Origin of the sequence: Streptomyces sp. Mut1, from assembly GCF_030719295.1 — a bacterium.
GTDB lineage: Bacteria > Actinomycetota > Actinomycetes > Streptomycetales > Streptomycetaceae > Streptomyces > Streptomyces castrisilvae.
In genome coordinates this window covers 393,237-410,725 of the sequence record NZ_CP120997.1, presented here as the reverse complement: position 1 = coordinate 410,725, position 17,489 = coordinate 393,237, and the positions used below count along the sequence as shown (strand labels likewise).

Here is a 17,489-nt window from a genome sequence, read left to right as displayed (position 1 = left end):
CCGGGTGAGCACCACCGGCACCCGCACCGAGTCCCCGTCGGCCCTGCGTACGGCGACGGGCGGTGAGGCGACCCGCTGGCTCGCCGCGCACTGCCGCGCGGTGCCGTGGCTGACGGCCGCGACCCTCCTCACCACCGTGGCCGGGGCGGCGCTCCAGGTGCTCCCGGTGCTGCTGCTCGGCCAGGTGGTCGACGGGGTCGTGGACGGCGAGTCGCGTGCGGTGCTGGTGAGGGTCGGGGCGCTGATGGTGGCCGCCGCGCTGCTCGGCGCGGCGGCCACCGCCGCTTCGACCTATCTGATCGGACGACTGGGCGCCGGCCTGCTGGCCACCCTGCGGGAAGGCGCCGTCCGGGCGGTGCTGGGCATGCCGAGCGCGCGGCTGGAGCAGGTCGGCCGCGGCGATGTCCTCTCCCGGGTGGGCGACGACGTCGCCGTGCTCTCCCGGGGCATCCGGAGCGCGATCCCCACCGTGTTCTCGGCGGGTGTGCTCGTCGCCATCGCCACCGTCGGCATGTTCGGCCTGGACTGGCGGCTCGGCCTGGCGGGCGCCGGGGCGCTGCCGGCGTACGCGCTGGCGCTGCGCTGGTACCTGCCCCGCTCCGCCCCGCTCTACCGCAAGCAGCGCACGGCCCAGGCCGACCGCGCCCAGGCGCTGATCAGCGGCCTGAACGGAATCGACACCGTCCGGGCCTACCGCCTGGAGGACGCGTTCCGCGAGAAGGTCGACGCCGAGTCGTGGCGGGTGCGGGATCTGGGTATCGAGGTGTTCCGGTTCTTCGGCCGGTTCGTCGGCCGGGAGAACCGCGCCGAGTTCATCGGCCTGGTCCTGATCCTGCTGGTGGGGTACGCCCTGCTGGAGGGCGACGCGGCCACTCTGGGCGAGGTGTCGGCGGCACCGCTGATGTTCCACCGGCTGTTCACCCCGCTCGGCGCGATCATGTTCACCTTCGACGAGGCGCAGAAGTCGGGCGCGAGCCTGACCCGCCTGGTCGGGGTGCTGGGGGAGGACGCGGAGGACCGGCTGGTGGGCGACGCCTCCGTGACGGCGGCCCAGGATGTCCCGTATCCCGTGACGGTGCGGGGGCTGACGTTCGGTTACCCCGACACCGATGAGCCCGTCCTGTACGACGTGAGCCTGACGATTCCGGCGGGCGGCTCCCTGGCGCTGGTGGGGGCGACGGGCGCCGGCAAGTCGACGCTGGCCGCGCTGATCGCGGGGATCGGCACCCCGCAGTCGGGTTCGGTGCGCATCGGGCCGACCGATCTCGCGGACCTGGACGAGGCGGGCGCGCGGGCCCTGGTGAGCATTCTGACGCAGGAGACCCATGTGTTCTCCGGCCCGCTCGCCGACGATCTGCGGCTGGCCGCGCCGGAGGCGAGCGACGCCGAACTGCTGGCCGCCCTGCGGACGGCCGGCGCCGGGGAATGGGTCCAGGGGCTGCCGGAGGGGCTGCGCACCGCGGTCGGCGAGGGCGGTGAGCGGCTGGACGTGACCAAGGTGGCCCAGATCGCTCTGGCCCGTCTGGTGCTGGCCCGTTCGCCGGTGGTGGTGCTCGACGAGTCCACGGCCGAGGCCGGCAGCGAGGGCGCCGCGGAGCTGGAACGCGCCGTTCTGGCGGCATGCGCGGGGCGCACGACGCTGTTCGTGGCGCACCGGCTGACCCAGGCGATGGCGGCGGACCGGATCGCCGTCCTGGACGCGGGCCGCGTCGTGGAGCAGGGCTCCCACCAGGAGTTGGTCGCTCTGGGTGGCCGGTACGCGCGCTTGTGGCGGGCTTGGCGAGAAGGCAGTTAGGGCACGCTTAGTTAGGTTAGGCTCGGCTAAATACCTCGGAAGAGAAGCGGAGTCCTCGATGTCGGAACCGAGCGATCACCTCGTGCGGCTCTCCCCCCAGGGTCTGGCAGCCCTGCGGCGGCGGACCGGGGACCGCGACGACCGGACCCTCGCCGAAGCCTGCGCCATCGGGCTGGCGTACTGGGCGACCGGCCGGAGCCCGGAGGGGATCGGGCTGACCCCCGCCACGCTCTTCGCCGATGTGCTGGCCCGGGCCGACAACGGCGGCTCGGCACCCGCCGGCTGGGAGGCCTGCGCGGACGGCCGGAGCATCACGCTCCCCGAGGGCGTGGACCGGGCCGCCGCGCAGCTCGCCCTGGACGACCTCGCCGACTTCCCCGACCGGCCGCTGGGCACCATCGCCCCGTCCGGCGCCGCCGCCCGGATCGCGGACCTGGCCCGCTGGAACGACACCGAAGCGGACCGGGACCGCCCCACGGTCATGGAACTCTTCCGCGAGCAGGCGCGGACCCGACCGGACGCCGTAGCGATCGTGGACCGGCACCGGACCCTGACCTACCGTCAAGCCGATGAGCTGTCGGGCCAGCTGGCCCACGACCTCGTCGCGCGCGGGCTCACCGCCGAACAGGTCGTCGGCATCTCGCTCGGCCGGTCAGCCGACATGGTCATCGCCCTGCTCGGAGTGCTCCGGGCGGGCTGCGCGTTCGTACCGCTCGACCCGCTGTGGCCCGCGGAGAGGCGGGCCGCCGTCGCCGAGGACGCCCGGATCGTCCTCCAGCTCAACAGCTCGGGCGAGCGCGCCCCGGACGAGCCGGAAGCCGTGGCCGTCGACCTCGGCGCCTGGGCCTTCGCCGCTCACCCCGCCGAGGCGCCGGACGTCGCCGTCCCCGGAGCCGCCCTCGCCTACGTGATCTTCACCTCCGGCTCGACCGGGCGTCCCAAGGGCGCGATGATCCGTCACGAGTCCATCAGCGAAAGGCTGTTGTGGCAGGCCCACGAGATCCTCGGCTTCGGCCACGACGACGCGTCCCTGTTCAAGGCGCCGCTGTCCTTCGACATCTCCGTCAACGAGATCTTCCTGCCGCTGGTGACCGGCGCCCGGCTGGTGGTCCTGCGGCCGGGCGGCGAGCGCGACCCGCACCACCTGCTGAGCGTCATCGCCGAACACCGGGTCACCTTCACCTACCTGGTCTCCTCCATGCTCGACGTACTGCTGGAGATGACCGGCGAATCGGGACGGCTGGACAGCCTGCGGCACGTCTGGTGCGGCGGCGAGGTACTGACCCCCGAGCTGTACGAGCGCTTCCGCACCCGCCTCGACATCCCCCTGTACCACGGCTACGGCCCCGCCGAGACGACGATCGGGGTCTCCCACATCGTCTACCGGGGCGAGGCGGAGCGCCTGTCGACCTCCATCGGCAGGGCCAACCCCAACACCCGGCTCTACGTACTGGACGGTGAACTGCGTCCGGTGCCCACCGGGGTCGGCGGCGAACTGTACGCGGGCGGACTGCTCCTGGGCCGCGGCTACGTCAACGCCCCCGGGCTGACCGCGTCCCGGTTCGTGGCCGACCCCTTCGCCCGGGACGGCTCCCGGCTCTACCGGACCGGCGACCTCGCCCGTTTCACCCCGGACGGCTCACTGGACTTCCTCGGCCGCGCCGACAACCAGGTCAAGATCCGCGGCATGCGGCTGGAGATCGAGGACGTGGAGGCATCGCTCGCCGAGCACCCACGGGTCCGGAACACCTGCGTCGTCGCCCGGAAGAACACGGCGGGAGGCACCTACCTGGTGGCGTACGTGATCCCCGCCGCCGGCAGCGAGGCGCTGACGCCGGACGAGGTCAGGACGTGGGCCGAGGCGCACATGGTGGAGTACATGGTGCCCGCCCACACCGTCGTGCTGGACGCCTTCCCGCTCACCGCGAACGGCAAGACCGACCGGGCCGCGCTGCCCGAACCGGTGCTCACCACCGGGCCGGTCACCGCGCCCGTCACCGACGAGGAACGCGCCGTGTGCGCGGCGGTGGCGGAGGTGCTGCGGCTGGACACGGTCGGCGTCGACCAGGACTTCTTCCGGCTCGGCGGCGACAGCATTCTGGCGATATCCCTGCTGAGCGCCCTGCGCAAGGCCGGTCTCCATGTCACGGCACGCCAGATCTTCACCCACAGCGTCCTCGGTGAACTGGCGGCGGCCGCGAGCCGCGAGGACGTCTCCACCGCCCGGGACGACGACGAGGCGACCGGACCCGTCCCCGGAACACCCATCGTGCGGTGGCTCGGCGAGGCCACGGACGCGATCGACGGATTCGTGCAGTCCGTGGTGCTGAACACCCCGGCGGAGCTGACCGACGACGCACTGGACGAGGTCCTCACCGCGGTGCTCCGCCGGCACGAGATGCTGCGCGCCCGACTGGTGCGGGGCGAGCACTGGGGCTTCCACATACCCGAGGCGGACGGTGCCGTCGCCGCCTGGCAGGCGAGCGAGGAACCGCTCGACGCCTGTATCGCCCTCGCCACCGCCGGGCTCGACCCGGACAACGGTGTGATGCTGCGCGCCGTTTGGCGCCGCGAGGCACGGCAACTGGCCGTCGTCGCCCACCACCTCGTCGTCGACGGCGTCTCCTGGCGCGTCCTGATGGACGACCTCGCCACCGCCTGGCAGCAGTTCACCTCGGGCACACCGGTCCACCTGACCCGCGAGGGAACATCGCTGCGCCGATGGGCCGAACTGCTCGGCCGCGACACCTTCGACGCCGACCGGGACCACTACCTGAGGCCCCTGCCGGGCCCCGACCTGCCCCTGGGCCGCCGCCCCCTGACCGGGGACGACACCGTCGCCCGGGAACGCGCGCGGACCTTCACGGCCGGCCCCGGCACCACCGCCGCCCTGCTCGGCGAGATCCCCGCGAAGTTCCACGCGGGCGTCAACGACGTCCTGCTCACCGCGCTCGCGGTCGCCCTCGCCCGGTGGCGGCGCGACCTCGGGCAGGACCAGACGTACGCCCACATCGAACTCGAAGGACACGGCCGCGAGGGGCAGGCGGTCGCGGACGCCGCGGGATTCGAGCCCGACCTGTCGCGGACCGTGGGCTGGTTCACCACCCTCTTCCCGGTCACCGTCGACCCCGGCCCGGCAGCGGACCTCACCACCCCCGCGGGCCTGGCCGCCGCGCTCAAGGCGGTGAAGGAGGACCTCGCCCGGGTCCCGGGCAACGGCCTGTCCTACGGCGTCCTGCGCCACCTGCACGGCACCCTGCGACCCGCGCCCGCACCCCAGGTGCTGTTCAACTACCTGGGCCGGTTCGACGCGGGCACCGGCGGCCACTGGCAGCTCGCCGGCACCACCGGCCGGCTGGGCGAGAAGCGCGACCCGGGTATGCGGCTGCCCCGGGCCCTGGAGTTCAACGCGATCGCCGAACCCGGCACGGACGGCCCGCACCACCTCGTCACCACCGTCTCCTGGCCCGACGGCATGTTCACCGACGAGGACATCGACACCCTCGGCGGCTACTTCCAGGACGCCCTGACCGCTCTCGCCGCGCTCGACGGGGGCGGGCACTCGCCCAGCGACTTCGCCCCCGTCCCGCTCACCCAGGCCGACGTGGACGCCCTGGACGGACCCGGGCTGCGGGACATCCTGCCGCTGACCCCGTTGCAGGAGGGCCTGTACTTCCACTCGGTCTTCGACGACGACTCGGCGGGCAGCTACGTCGAGCAGCAACTCCTCACCCTGGACGGCGAGGTGGACACCGGGCGGCTGAAGGCGGCCGCCACCCGGCTGCTCACGCTGTACCCCAATCTGTCCGCCCGGTTCGTGGCCCTCGCCGACGGCCGGGTCGTCTCCGTCCTGCGGAACGGCGCCGAGGCGCCCTTCACCGTCCTGGACCGGCCCGGCATCACCGACGACGAACTGCGCGACCTCGCCGAACGGGACCGCCGCGCCGGATTCGACCTGGCCGCCGGACCGCTCATGCGGTACACGCTCGTGCGCGGCGGCCCCGGCCGTACCGTGCTGGTGCAGACCGTGCACCACATCCTCGCCGACGGCTGGTCCGTGCCGCCGATGCTCCGCGCCCTGCTGGCCGAGTACCACCGGCCCGGGGCCGCGTACCGGGCGGGCGGCTTCCCCGACTACGTACGCCTGCTCGCCGCACGCGACGACGCGGAGAGCGACCGGGTCTGGGGCGAGCAGCTCGCCGGTCTGCCAGGACCCTCACTGGTCGCCGAGGGGCACACCCCGTCCGACCGCTTCGCCGACATCGCCGTCGAGCCCGCGTACGACATCGACGCGGCCGCGCGTCGGGCCGGTGTGCCGCTCAGCGCGGCCGTGCACAGCGCCTGGGCGGTGACGCTGGGCGGGCTGCTGCACGGCAGGGACGTCGTGTTCGGCTCCACCGTGTCCGGCCGCGACGCCGATGTGCCCGGCATCGCCGACATGGTGGGCCTGTTCATCAACACCATTCCGGTACGCGCCCGTTGGGGAGCCACCAGCACAGCCGGTGAGCTGCTCGCCTCCGTCCGGGAACACCAGAGCGCGGTGCTGGCGCACCAGCACGTCTCACTGGCGAGGATCGGCAAGCAGGCGGGCCCCGGCGCCCGCTTCGACACCCTGGTGGTCTTCGACGTCGCGACGGATGTGGCGGGCCTGCGCAAGCCCGGCGACGAGCTGGTCATCACCGGCATCGTCAACGAGGGAGCCCCGCACTACCCGCTGACGCTGGTCGTGGAGCGCACACCGGACGGCCGGCCCCGCTTCAACCTGATCCACGACGGGGCGCTCCTTCGGGAGACGAGCGCCCGGCGGATCCTGGACACGTTCACCCGCGCCCTCACCGGCCTCCTCACCCGGCCCGGCACCCCGGCCGATGAGCTGACCGCCGAGGACACCGCGCACCCCGCGCCGTTCGGACAGGCCACCCTGGGCGCCCTGTTCGACGCCGCCGCCCACCGCGACCCGGCGGCCGTCGCCGTCACCCGCTGCGCCCTGGACGGCGCCGCCGCCTCCCTGACGTACGGCGAACTGGCCACCGCGAAGGACCGGCTGGCCGCGGCCCTGCGGGCGGCCGGCATCGGTCCCGGCCGCCGTGTCGCCGTCGCCGTCCCGCGTTCCCTGGAGCAGGTCACCGCCCTCGTCGCCGTCGTCTCGGCCGGCGGGGCCTACGTACCGCTGGACCTCGCCCACCCGGACGAACGGCTGGAGTACATCCTCACCGACGCCGCCCCGCAGGCCCTCCTGGTCCTGCCCGGCGAGCGGGAACGCTTCACCGCCCTGCTGGACCGGGCAGGCATACCGGCCCGGGTCCTCGTGCTCGGCGACGAGCCGGCACCGACGGGCGAGCCGCCCGCCAAACCTGCGGGGCCCGACCCGCACGATCCCGCGTACGTCATCTACACCTCCGGATCGACCGGCCGGCCCAAGGGTGTCGTCGTCCCGCACTCGGGTGTGGTGGCGCTGCTGGCCAACACCCGGCCCGCCATGGGGTTCGGACCCGACGACGTGTGGGTGCAGTTCCACTCGTACTCCTTCGACTTCGCCGTCTGGGAGCTGTGGGGCGCACTGGTGCACGGCGGCGAGCTGCTGGTGCCGGACTACGGGCTGACCCGCTCCCCGGTGGACTTCCACCGGCTGGTGCGCGAGCGCGGGGTGACCGTGCTCAACCAGACCCCTTCGGCCTTCTACCAGTTCATCGAGGCCGACCGGCACGCCGGGCAGCGCGCCACCGCGCTGCGCCGGATCATCTTCGGCGGCGAGGCCCTCGACCCCGCGCGGCTGCGCGGCTGGGTGGAGCGGTACGGCACCGGGTCGCCCGAACTGGTCAACATGTACGGCATCACCGAGACCACCGTCCACGTCACCCACCGGGTGCTCACCGACGAGGACCTCACCGCCGACGTCAGCCCGATCGGCGGCCCGGTCCCCGGCCTGACCACCTACCTGCTGGACGACCGGCTCCGGCCGGTGCCGCCGGGACGGGTCGGCGCCATCTACGTGGCCGGCGAGCAGGTGTCCCTCGGCTACCTGGGCCGGCCCGGTCTCACCGCCGCACGGTTCGTCGCCGACCCCTTCGCGAACGACGGCTCCCGGATGTACCACACGGGCGACCTCGCCCGCCGCACCCTCGACGGGGAGCTGGAGTTCGCCGGGCGCGCCGACGACCAGGTGCAGCTCAAGGGCTTCCGCATCGAACTCGGCGAGGTCGAGGCGGCGGTCAGAGAGCTCGACGGTGTGGTCGACGTGGCCGTCACCCCGGCCGACGGCGGTGACCACCTCGTCGCACACGTCGTGGGCCGGGCCCCCACCGGCCTCGCCGCGCTGCTCCGCGAGAAGCTGCCCGCGCACATGGTGCCCGGCCAGGTGCTGACGGTCGGCGCACTGCCCCTCACGGTCAACGGCAAACTGGACCGCAAGGCGCTGGCGGCGCACGCCGCCGCACGTCAGGACGAGGCTCCGGTGGCGGCGGACGGGTCCGCGCGGGCCCGGCTGACCGCGATCTTCGCCGAGGCGCTGCCGGGCACCGCCGTGGACGAGGACACCGACTTCTTCATGGCCGGCGGCGACAGCATCGTCGCGATCACCGTGATCAACCGGGCCAGGGCATCCGGTCTGGCCATCGCGCCCCGGGACGTGTTCCTGTTCAAGACCCCGCGCGCCATCGCCGAGGAGCTGCGCTCGCGTGCGCCCCGGACCGCCGCACCGCAGCGGGAACGCCGCGAGGACGGCCCGTTCGCGCCGACGCCCATCATGCTGCGCCGGCGTGAACTGGGCGGCTCGCTCGCCCGGTTCGCCCAGGCCAGGGTTCTGGTGACGGCCGAGGGCACCACCCTCTCCGACGTCGAACGCGCCGCGAACGCCCTCGTGGCCGCACACCCCGCCCTGCGGCTGTGGCTGGACACCACCCACGGCGTCTGGACCCCGCGCACCGAACCCTTCCACGAGGTCACCGTCACACCGTCGGACAGCGACGACCCCACGGCCGCCGCCGAAGGGGCGGCCGGGCGCCTGGACCCCGAGTCCGGCGTCGTCGTCGCGTTCACCTGGCTGCCGGCCACCCGCACCCTCGTGGTCACCGCGCACCACCTCGCGGTCGACGCCGTGTCCTGGCTGATCGTCCTCGACGACCTGGCCACCGCCCTGCGCGGGGAACCCCTCGCACCCGGAACCACCCCCTACGCCGAGTACGCCGACGCGCTCACCGCCCGGGCCGCCCGCACGACCGGGAGCCTGGGCGACTGGATCACGGTGCTCGAAGCGCCCGCGCCGCTGCCCGGGCCCGCACCGGGGAAGCTGCGCGGGACCACCGTCGTCCTGGCCCCCGAGGTGAGCGACCGGGTGACGCGCACCGCACCCGCCGCGCTCGGCATCGGCCTCACCGAGCTGCTGTGCGGCGCCCTGCGCACCGCGCTGACCCGCGTCCAGCCCGTGCCCACCGATCTCGCGATCGACCTGGAGCGGCACGGCCGGGTGCCGGCCCTGGAACACCACGACTACACCCGCACGGTCGGCTGGTTCACCTCCATCGCCCCCGTACGGCTCACCGCCCACACCGACCCCGTCGCGGCCGCCCGGGAGGTCACCGAGCGCCGGCCCGACGAATCCGGGCACGTCGCCTACGGTTGGCTCAGGTACCTCAACCCGCAGACGGCCCCCCTACTCACCGCCCACCCACAGGTCCTCTTCAACTACCTCGGCAGGGGCGGCGAGTCCGACGTCCCGCACCTCACCGGCGGCGAGGGCGACAGCCCGTACGCCGTCGAGGTCAACGCCTGGACCGACGCGGCCACCGGCAGCCTGCACGCCGCGTTCACCCTCGCCGACGGCATCCCCGACGCCCTCACCGGGCACTGGCGGGCCGCGCTCGAACACATCGCGGACACCGCCGCGACCGCCGAGCGCACGGCCCCGGTCACCCCTCTCCAGCGCGGCCTGTACTTCCAGGCCCAGCTGGCCGGCACCGCCGGGCACTACGTCGCGCAGAGCTACTTCACCTTCGACCGGCGCCTCGACACCGACGCACTCGCCGAGGCCATGGCGTACGTCATCGCCCGGCACCCCGTCGCCGGGGCCGGGTTCACCACCGACGACGACGGCAACCCGGTCCAGATCCTGAAGGCCGGCACCCGGGTCGGTGTCCGCACCGTCCACCTGGCCACGGACGCCGAGGCCGACGCGCTGCGCGCCCGGGACCGCGACACCGGCTTCGACCCCGGCGAGCCGCCGCTGATCCGGCTGACCGTCGTGCGGCTGCCCGGCGACCGCGACGGCCTGCTGCTCAGCTACCACCTGTTGCTGTGGGACGGCTGGTCCCGCGAGATCCTCCTGCGGGACCTCTTCGACGCCTACCGGGCCGTCGTGGCGGGGGAGCGACCGGACGACCCGACGCCGCGCACGCCCGGCTTCGAGGACTACGCCCGCACCCTCGCGGCCAGGGACCCCGCCGCGTCGGAACGCTTCTGGGCGGAGCACCTGAGCGGCCTCACCGGCCCGACGCTGCTCGCCGGACCCCGGCCCGCGCAGACCGACGCCCTGCCGCACGCGCTCGTGCACACCCTGTCCGCCGAAGAGTCCGAGCGGCTACGGGAAGCCGCGCGGGTGCACGGCGTCACGCTGAACACCGTGCTCACCGGGGCGTTCGGCCTGCTGCTCGGCGCCCACACCGGCCGCGGCGACGCCGTGTTCGGCGTGACCGTCTCCGGACGCGAGGGCGAGGGCCTCGCCGGCATCGTCGGCGTGCTCCTCAACACCGTGCCCATGTGGACCCGCGCCCGGCCGCACGACACCGCCGCGGAGTACCTCGCGGCCGTCCAGACCGCCCGGGTCGAGGCGATGGACCACGAGCATCTCGGGCTCGGCGAGATCCAGCGGGCCGCCGGCCACGACACCCTGTTCGACAATCTCTTCGTGCTCCAGAACTTCCTGGACCTGGACGCACTCGCCGAGATGAACGCCACCCACGGCATCACATCGGTCGCGGCCGACGACTCGACGCACTACCCGTTCACCTGGGTCGTCACGCCCGGCGAGCGGCTCACCGTCAAGCTGGAACACCGCGACGACGACCCCGCCGGCGCCCGCCGCCTCCTCGACGGCTACCTGCGGGTGCTGCGGGACCTGGCCGGGGCCACGGGACCGCTGGGCGCCCTGCCCGGCCTCGAACCGGCACCCGCACCCGCCGCCCGCACGGATATCGGCACGGACACCGTCGTCGACCGTTTCGACCGGGCCGCGGACCGCCATCCCGAGCGCGTCGCCCTCGTCGCCGACGGCTCGGCCCTGACCTTCGGTGAACTGCGCGACCGCAGCCGCGCGGTGGCCGGGGTGCTCGCCGGGCGCGGCATCGGACCGGAGAGGTCCGTGGGCCTCGCCGTCCCCCGCTCCCTCGACTCGATCGTGGCGCTGTTCGCCGTGCTGCGCACCGGGGCCGCCTACGTGCCGCTGGAGCTGGACCATCCCGACGAACGGATCGGGGCCATCGTCGCGGACGCCCGGCCCGAGGTGATCCTCACCGTGAGCGCCGTCGCGCCCCGGCTGACCGGTGAACTGATCGAGCTGGACCGCCCGTTGCCGGCCGCCGGGCCGTACACCACGTTCGCGCCCGACGACCCCGGCCGCCTGCGGCACCCCGCGTACACGATCTACACCTCTGGCTCGACCGGGCGGCCCAAGGGCGTCGTGACCGAGTACGCCGGGCTCACCAACATGCTCGTCAACCACCAGCGGCGGATCTTCGAACCGGTCCTCGCGGAGCACGGCCACCGCACCTTCCGGATCGCGCACACCGTGTCCTTCGCGTTCGACATGTCGTGGGAGGAACTGCTGTGGCTGGCCGACGGCCACGAGGTGCACATCTGTGACGAGGAACTGCGCCGCGACGCGCCCCGGCTGGTCGCGTACTGCCTCGCGCACGGCATCGACGTCGTCAACGTCACCCCGACCTACGCCCAGCAACTGGTGGCGGAGGGGCTGCTCGACAGCCCGGAGCGGCGCCCGGCCCTGGTGCTGCTGGGCGGTGAGGCCGTCACCCCGGGGCTGTGGCGGCGGCTCGCGGAGACGGAGGGGACGGCCGGCTACAACCTCTACGGGCCCACCGAGTACACCATCAACACACTCGGCGTCGGCACCTTCGAGTGCCAGGACCCGGTCGTGGGCGTGGCCATCGACAACACCGATGTGTACGTCCTGGACCCGTGGCTGCGCCCGCTGCCCGACAACGTCCCCGGCGAGCTGTACGTCTCGGGCATCGGCATCGCCCGCGGATACCTCGGGCAGCCCGCCCAGACCTCCCACCGGTTCGTCGCCTGCCCCTTCGGTGCGCCCGGCGAGCGGATGTACCGGACCGGGGACCTGGTGGTGCGGCGGCCGGACGGGGATCTGGCGTACCTGGGCCGCACCGACCAGCAGGTCAAGATCCGCGGCCACCGGGTCGAACCCGGCGAGGTCGAGGCCGCGTTCGCCGCGCACCCGGCGGTACGGTTCGCCGCCGCGGTCGCCCAGCGCGACCCCCAGGCCGACGGGGCGTACCGGCTGGCCGCCTACCTCGTGCTGGACGGTGCCGGCCTGGCCGCCGTCGCCGCCGAAGTGGGCGCCGCGCTCCCCGACTTCCTGCGCCCCTCGCACTACGCCGAGGTCGACAGCATCCCGCTGACCGTCAACGGCAAGGCCGACACCAGGGCGCTGCCCGAGCCCAAGCCCCTGGGCGTGCTGACCGGGGCGGGGGAGCGCGCACCGGAGACCGGCACGGAGATCACGGTGTGCGAGTTCTTCGCCGAGGCGCTGGACCTGGACGACGACGAGGTGAGCGCGGTCAGCGACTTCGTGTCCCTCGGCGGTCACTCCATGCTGGCGGTCCGGCTGACCGGGCTGCTGAGACGGGAGTACGGTCCAGTGATCACCATCCGCGACCTGCTGACCCTGCGAACCCCCGAAGCGATTGCCGGCCACCTCGATGAACACTCCTGACACCCAGCGGCCCCGCCGGGGCGCCGACATCCTGCGCACCGCCCTGCGGCGCAACGTCGGCGCCATGGCCCGGGGCACCGTCCTCATGGGCCTGTACCAGGCCGGTGAGACCGCCTTCCCCATCGCACTCGGCCTGATCGTCGAGCACACCCTGCAACACCGCAGCCTCGGTTCGCTCGGGGTGTCGATCGGCGCCCTGGCCGTGATCATCACGACGGTCTCGCTGTCCTGGCGGTTCGGGATGCGAGCCCTGCAGAAGGCCAACACCACCGAGGCACACCGCTGGCGGGTGCGGGTCGCGGCCTGCGGCCTCCAGCCGGTGGCCCGGGACGTGGACCTGAAGTCGGGCGAGGTGCTGACCATCGCCACCGAGGACGCCGACCAGACCGCCGACATCATCGAGGTGGTGCCGCTGCTGATCAGCTCGATGGTCGCGGTCCTGGTCGCCGCCGTCGCTCTCGGTCTGGCCGACCTGCGGCTCGGACTGCTGGTGATCGTGGGCACCGTCGCGATCCTGTCGGTGCTGAGCGTGATGTCCCGGCGGATCGGCGCCAGTACCCAGGAACAGCAGGCCCGGGTGGCGCGGGCCGGAGCCAAGGTCGCCGACCTGATCACCGGCCTGCGCCCGCTGCACGGCTTCGGCGGCAACCACGCCGCGTTCCGCTCCTACCGCCGCGTCAGCGCCGAGGCGAAGCAGCAGTCGGTCACCGTCGCCCGCGTCAACGGGGTGTACGCGGGCACCGCGCTCGCCCTCAACGCGGGCCTGGCCACCGCCGTCACCCTGACCGCCGGTTACCTGGCCTTCGACGGCCGGATCAACATCGGGGAACTCGTCATGGCGGTCGGCCTCGCGCAGTTCATCATGGAGCCGCTCAAGATGTTCTCCGAGATGCCCAAGTACGTGATGATGGCGCGTGCTTCGGCCGAGCGCATGGCGCTGGTCCTCGCCGCCCCGCCGGTCGGCACCCCCGGGTCCGGACGTCCGGCTCCGGGCGGGCCGCTGGAGATCGACTGCGTCCGGTACGGGGAGCTGCGCCGGCTGAAGTTCGAGGTGGCCGCGGGGGAGTTCGTGGCCGTCACCGCCTACCGGCCGCGCGCGGCGGCCGACTTCGCGGCGATCCTCGCCGTACGCGTCCCGCCCGGGGCGTACGAGGGAGTGGTGCGGGTCGGCGGGCAGGACCTCGCGGAGCTGTCGGCCGAGGCGATCCGGGAGCACCTGCTGGTGAACCCGTACGACGGGGAGATCTTCGCCGGCACCCTGCGGACCAACATCGACCCGTCGGGCACCAGCCGCACGGTCCCCGAGGCCGTCGAGGCGTCCATGCTGACCGATGTCGTCGCCCTCCACCGCGAGGGGCTCGACTACGCGATCCGCGACCGCGGGGCCAACCTCTCCGGGGGACAGCGCCAGCGCCTCTCCCTGGCGCGCGCCCTCGCGGCCGATACGGATGTCCTGGTGCTGCACAACCCGACCACCGCCGTGGACGCGGTGACCGAGCAGCTCATCGCGCGCAACATCGCGAAGCTCCGCCGGGGCCGTACCACCGTGGTGATCACCAGCAGCCCGGCCGTCCTGGACGCCGCCGACCGGGTCCTCGTGCTGGACGACGGCGTCATCACGGCCGAGGACACCCACCGCAACCTGCTGGCCACCGACGAGGCGTACTGCCTGGCGGTGGCCAGATGACATGACCTCAGGCCAGCGCCCAGGCGACGTCCCGCAGCAGGGCGTGCCGCCAGCCCGCACGGTCGTGGCCGGACGCGGACCGCGACACCCGTACGGTCGCACCGGCCCGCTCCGTCAGGGCCTCGACCACCTCGCAGTGGGGGAGCATCCGCGTCTCGTGCTCGCCCACGTCGAAGGCGATCCGCAGGCCCGGGAGGCCGGGGCCCTCCCGCAGCCGGGCGGCGGCGGCGCCGCCCGCCGGGCCGTCCAGCGGGTCCGTACGGTGCGCGAGGCCGGGGGCCCACCAGAACGACCCCGACTGGCAGGCCACCCGCGACACCAGGCCGGGGAACTCCAGGGCGGCGTACAGGGCGCTCAGCCCGCCGAGGCTCTGCCCGGCGACCACCAGCCGGTCCGGGTCCGAGGGCTCCCCGCACCCCGCGACCAGCGGCAGGAGTTCGTCCCGGACCGCCTCCCACAGCTCGGGCCGCCACGCGAACTCGGCCGCCCGGTCCTTGGCCGGCAGGAAGACGAGCGTGACCGGCTCCATGGCGCCGCCCGCGACGGCCGCCTCGAACGCCGTCATGGCGGGGTGCAGATACAGCCAGTCGTCCCCGTCGAGGAGCAGCACCACGGGCCCGCCACCGCCCACCGGATGGACCCGCACGGTGCGGCGCCCGCCGAGCCGCGCGGACGTCCAGCGCAGCCGGGTGGCCGGCACCGGCAGGATGTCGTCCACGCCGACGAGGGGCCAGTACGGCTGCGCCGGGGCGTCCGGGGTGGCGGCGATCGAGCGGTCGCCCCCGGCTGCGGAGGGATTGAGCGGGTCCGCGTGCGCTCCCTCGTCCGTGATGAACCGGTAGGTCACCCGCAGGCGCGCGGGCATCGGCACCTCGGCGTACCAGCAGTCCGTGGCACCCCACCGGCGCAGGGGCACCGGCTGCGACCAGCTCTCGAAGGCGATGTCGGCAGGGGAGCCGCGCCGGAGGAACAGCGTCACCCAGCCGCCGCCCTCGGCGCGCCGGGGCACCGGGCTCCGGGCCGCCGCCCAGAACGCGTCGGTGCCGGGCTCGCCGGGCAGTCCGAATCCGGCGAAGGGGCCTGTCGCGCCGGCCGCGAGGCCGGTCATGACCGGATCCGTTCGGTCACCGGGAGGCATGAGGGGTCTCCTTGTGCTGAGGGAAAGGGAGAGGCTAAGCTCACGATTTATTAGGCGAGCCTAACCTAAGCTATTTTTCTCCTGACGAACTGACGCGCACTCTCGACGCGGCCGTCACCGGCCCGTTGGCCCGAGGAGGTACCGCCCGTATGAGCACCAACCCGTTCGACGACCCCGAAGGCCGTTTCCTGGTCCTGGTGAACGACGAGGGCCAGCACTCCCTGTGGCCGTCCTTCGCCGAGGTGCCCGGGGGCTGGACGGTCGCCTTCGATGAGAACACGCGCGAGGCGTGCCTCGCCTACGTCGAGGCCAACTGGACCGATCTGCGGCCCCGTTCGCTCTCCGCGATGATGGACGCCTGACCTCCCGTTCCTGACGCGCTCCGGCGGCCGGCCCGCCGGAGCGCTCCCGTTTCGTGGAACCGAGGAAGGACAGCCTTGACCACGGCCACGCCGAGCCCCCTCCCGCCACCCTGCCCGCCGGCGGCCCGCGCGCCGGCACTCCGTATCCGTACGGCCGGAGCCGATGACGCCGCCGGGCTCGCGGAACTCTCCCGGCCCTTCGCGCGGTCGGGGGAGCTGCGCGAGCGGCCGGACGCCCTGTATGCCGCCCGCGTGGCGGAATTCCTCGTCGCGGCCGGTCCCGGCGGCGGGCTGGAGGGCTGTGCGGGCCTGCGGGTGTACGCGGACGGGCCGGCGGGGGAGCCGGCCCCCACGGGTGTCCTGTACAACTTCTGCGTGGCCGGGCACCGGCAGGGGCGCGGCGTGGGAGCGGCGCTCCTGCGGACCGCGCTGGCCCTGGCGCACACCCAGTCGCTCGGCGCCCTGTTCACCGCGACCACCGGGGACGGCCGGCTGTTTCGCCGGTACGGCTTCACGCCGGTGACGGCACGTCAGGCACCCCGCGTCTGGGCGGAATCCCTGGACCCCCGGCGCAACGCGCTGATTCTCGCCCGCACTCTGTGAGCGGGGGCGCCGGGCCGGACGCGCGGGAGCGTCCGGCCCGGCGCCGCTCGCGTCAGACCGTGCTCGTGACGTGGTCCGCCGAGGTGCCGGGGACCACGGTCGTGCCGGCGCCGTTGTCGCCCAGGACGCCCCGCAGCACCGCGTGCGGCACCCGGCCGTCGAGGATGTCCGCCCGGCCCACCCCGCCCCGCACGGCCCGCAGGCAGCCCTCCATCTTGGGCAGCATGCCGCTCGCCAGACCCGGCAGCAGCCCGTCCAGCGCGTCCGCCGTCAGCCGCCCGATCACCTCGGTGCTGCGCGGCCAGTCGGCGTACAGCCCCGCCACGTCCGTGAGGATCACGAGCCGCTCGGCCCCCAGCGCCACGGCCAGGGCGGACGCGGCGAGATCGGCGTTGACGTTGTAGACCTGCCCGTCGGCACCCCTCGCCACGGGGGAGACCACCGGTATGTGACCGCGCGTCAGGAGGGTGCGCACCATGTCCGGGTTCACCTCCACGATGTCCCCGACCTGGCCGATGTCCACCGCCACGCCGTCCACCCAGGCGGGCCGCCGTACGGCCGTCAAGGTGTGCGCGTCCTCGCCGGTCATGCCCACCGCGTAGGGGCCGTGGCTGTTGATGTGGCCCACCAGTTCGCGCTGGACCCGGCCGGAGAGCACCATGCGCACGACGTCCATGGTCTCCGCCGTGGTCACCCGCAGACCCGCCTCGAAACGGCTCTCCAGGCCGAGGCGGTCGAGCATCGCGCTGATCTGCGGGCCGCCCCCGTGCACGACGACCGGGCGCAGACCCTCGCACCACAACTCCACGACATCCTGGGCGAACGCCTGTTGCAGGCTCGCGTCGACCATGGCGTTGCCGCCGAACTTGATGACGACGGCCGGTCTCAGATCCTCTTCCATTTAGCTTAGCCTAACCTTAATTGGCTCGGCGTTGGTGGCGAAA

At 73.7% G+C, this 17,489-nt stretch carries 7 protein-coding genes; 5 read left to right on the top strand and 2 right to left on the bottom strand.

The window, feature by feature from the left end; genetic code table 11:
• Nucleotides 1–4: 4 nt before the first annotated feature.
• From P8A18_RS01600 to P8A18_RS01590, 3 genes are read left to right on the top strand one after another with little or no spacing between them, the layout of a single operon-like run.
• Complete coding sequence (locus tag P8A18_RS01600) at nt 5–1,795, top strand: ABC transporter ATP-binding protein (RefSeq protein ID WP_306051025.1); 1,791 nt, start codon at nt 5–7, stop codon at nt 1,793–1,795.
• A gap of 58 nt (nt 1,796–1,853) precedes the next feature.
• Nucleotides 1,854–12,755, top strand: a complete 10,902-nt coding sequence (locus tag P8A18_RS01595) for a non-ribosomal peptide synthetase (RefSeq protein ID WP_306051023.1) — start codon at nt 1,854–1,856, stop codon at nt 12,753–12,755.
• Nucleotides 12,742–14,442 (top strand): ABC transporter ATP-binding protein, encoded by a 1,701-nt coding sequence (locus P8A18_RS01590; protein ID WP_306051021.1) that lies wholly within the window; start codon nt 12,742–12,744, stop codon nt 14,440–14,442. The genes P8A18_RS01595 and P8A18_RS01590 overlap by 14 nt, the downstream gene beginning before the upstream one ends.
• Nucleotides 14,443–14,449: 7 nt before the next feature.
• Here the strand turns inward: P8A18_RS01590 and P8A18_RS01585 are convergent, their stop codons facing one another.
• Nucleotides 14,450–15,580 (bottom strand): alpha/beta hydrolase-fold protein, encoded by a 1,131-nt coding sequence (locus P8A18_RS01585; RefSeq protein ID WP_371933628.1) that lies wholly within the window; start codon nt 15,578–15,580, stop codon nt 14,450–14,452.
• A 149-nt stretch (nt 15,581–15,729) separates the two neighbouring features.
• On the opposite strand from P8A18_RS01585, the gene P8A18_RS01580 reads away from it, so the two are divergent.
• Both P8A18_RS01580 and P8A18_RS01575 read left to right on the top strand, forming a co-directional pair.
• Nucleotides 15,730–15,942, top strand: coding sequence for an MbtH family protein (locus tag P8A18_RS01580; RefSeq protein WP_306051017.1), 213 nt, complete (start codon nt 15,730–15,732; stop codon nt 15,940–15,942).
• A 75-nt stretch (nt 15,943–16,017) separates the two neighbouring features.
• Nucleotides 16,018–16,545 (top strand): GNAT family N-acetyltransferase, encoded by a 528-nt coding sequence (locus tag P8A18_RS01575; RefSeq protein WP_306051015.1) that lies wholly within the window; start codon nt 16,018–16,020, stop codon nt 16,543–16,545.
• Nucleotides 16,546–16,597: 52 nt separating this feature from the next.
• Here P8A18_RS01575 and argB read toward each other — a convergent pair whose 3' ends face one another.
• Nucleotides 16,598–17,446 carry an acetylglutamate kinase gene (argB, locus tag P8A18_RS01570; protein ID WP_306051013.1) on the bottom strand — a complete coding sequence of 283 codons (849 nt, stop codon included), beginning with the start codon at nt 17,444–17,446 and terminating at the stop codon, nt 16,598–16,600.
• Nucleotides 17,447–17,489: the final 43 nt, after the last annotated feature.

Bases quoted from the DNA above. Each gene is read 5' to 3' on its own strand.
- P8A18_RS01595 (WP_306051023.1), top strand. From the start codon at position 1,854: ATGTCGGAACCGAGCGATCACCTCGTGCGGCTCTCCCCCCAGGGTCTG.
- P8A18_RS01590 (WP_306051021.1), top strand. From the start codon at position 12,742: ATGAACACTCCTGACACCCAGCGGCCCCGCCGGGGCGCCGACATCCTG.
- P8A18_RS01585 (WP_371933628.1), bottom strand. From the start codon at position 15,580: ATGCCTCCCGGTGACCGAACGGATCCGGTCATGACCGGCCTCGCGGCC.
- P8A18_RS01580 (WP_306051017.1), top strand. From the start codon at position 15,730: ATGAGCACCAACCCGTTCGACGACCCCGAAGGCCGTTTCCTGGTCCTG.
- argB (WP_306051013.1), bottom strand. From the start codon at position 17,446: ATGGAAGAGGATCTGAGACCGGCCGTCGTCATCAAGTTCGGCGGCAAC.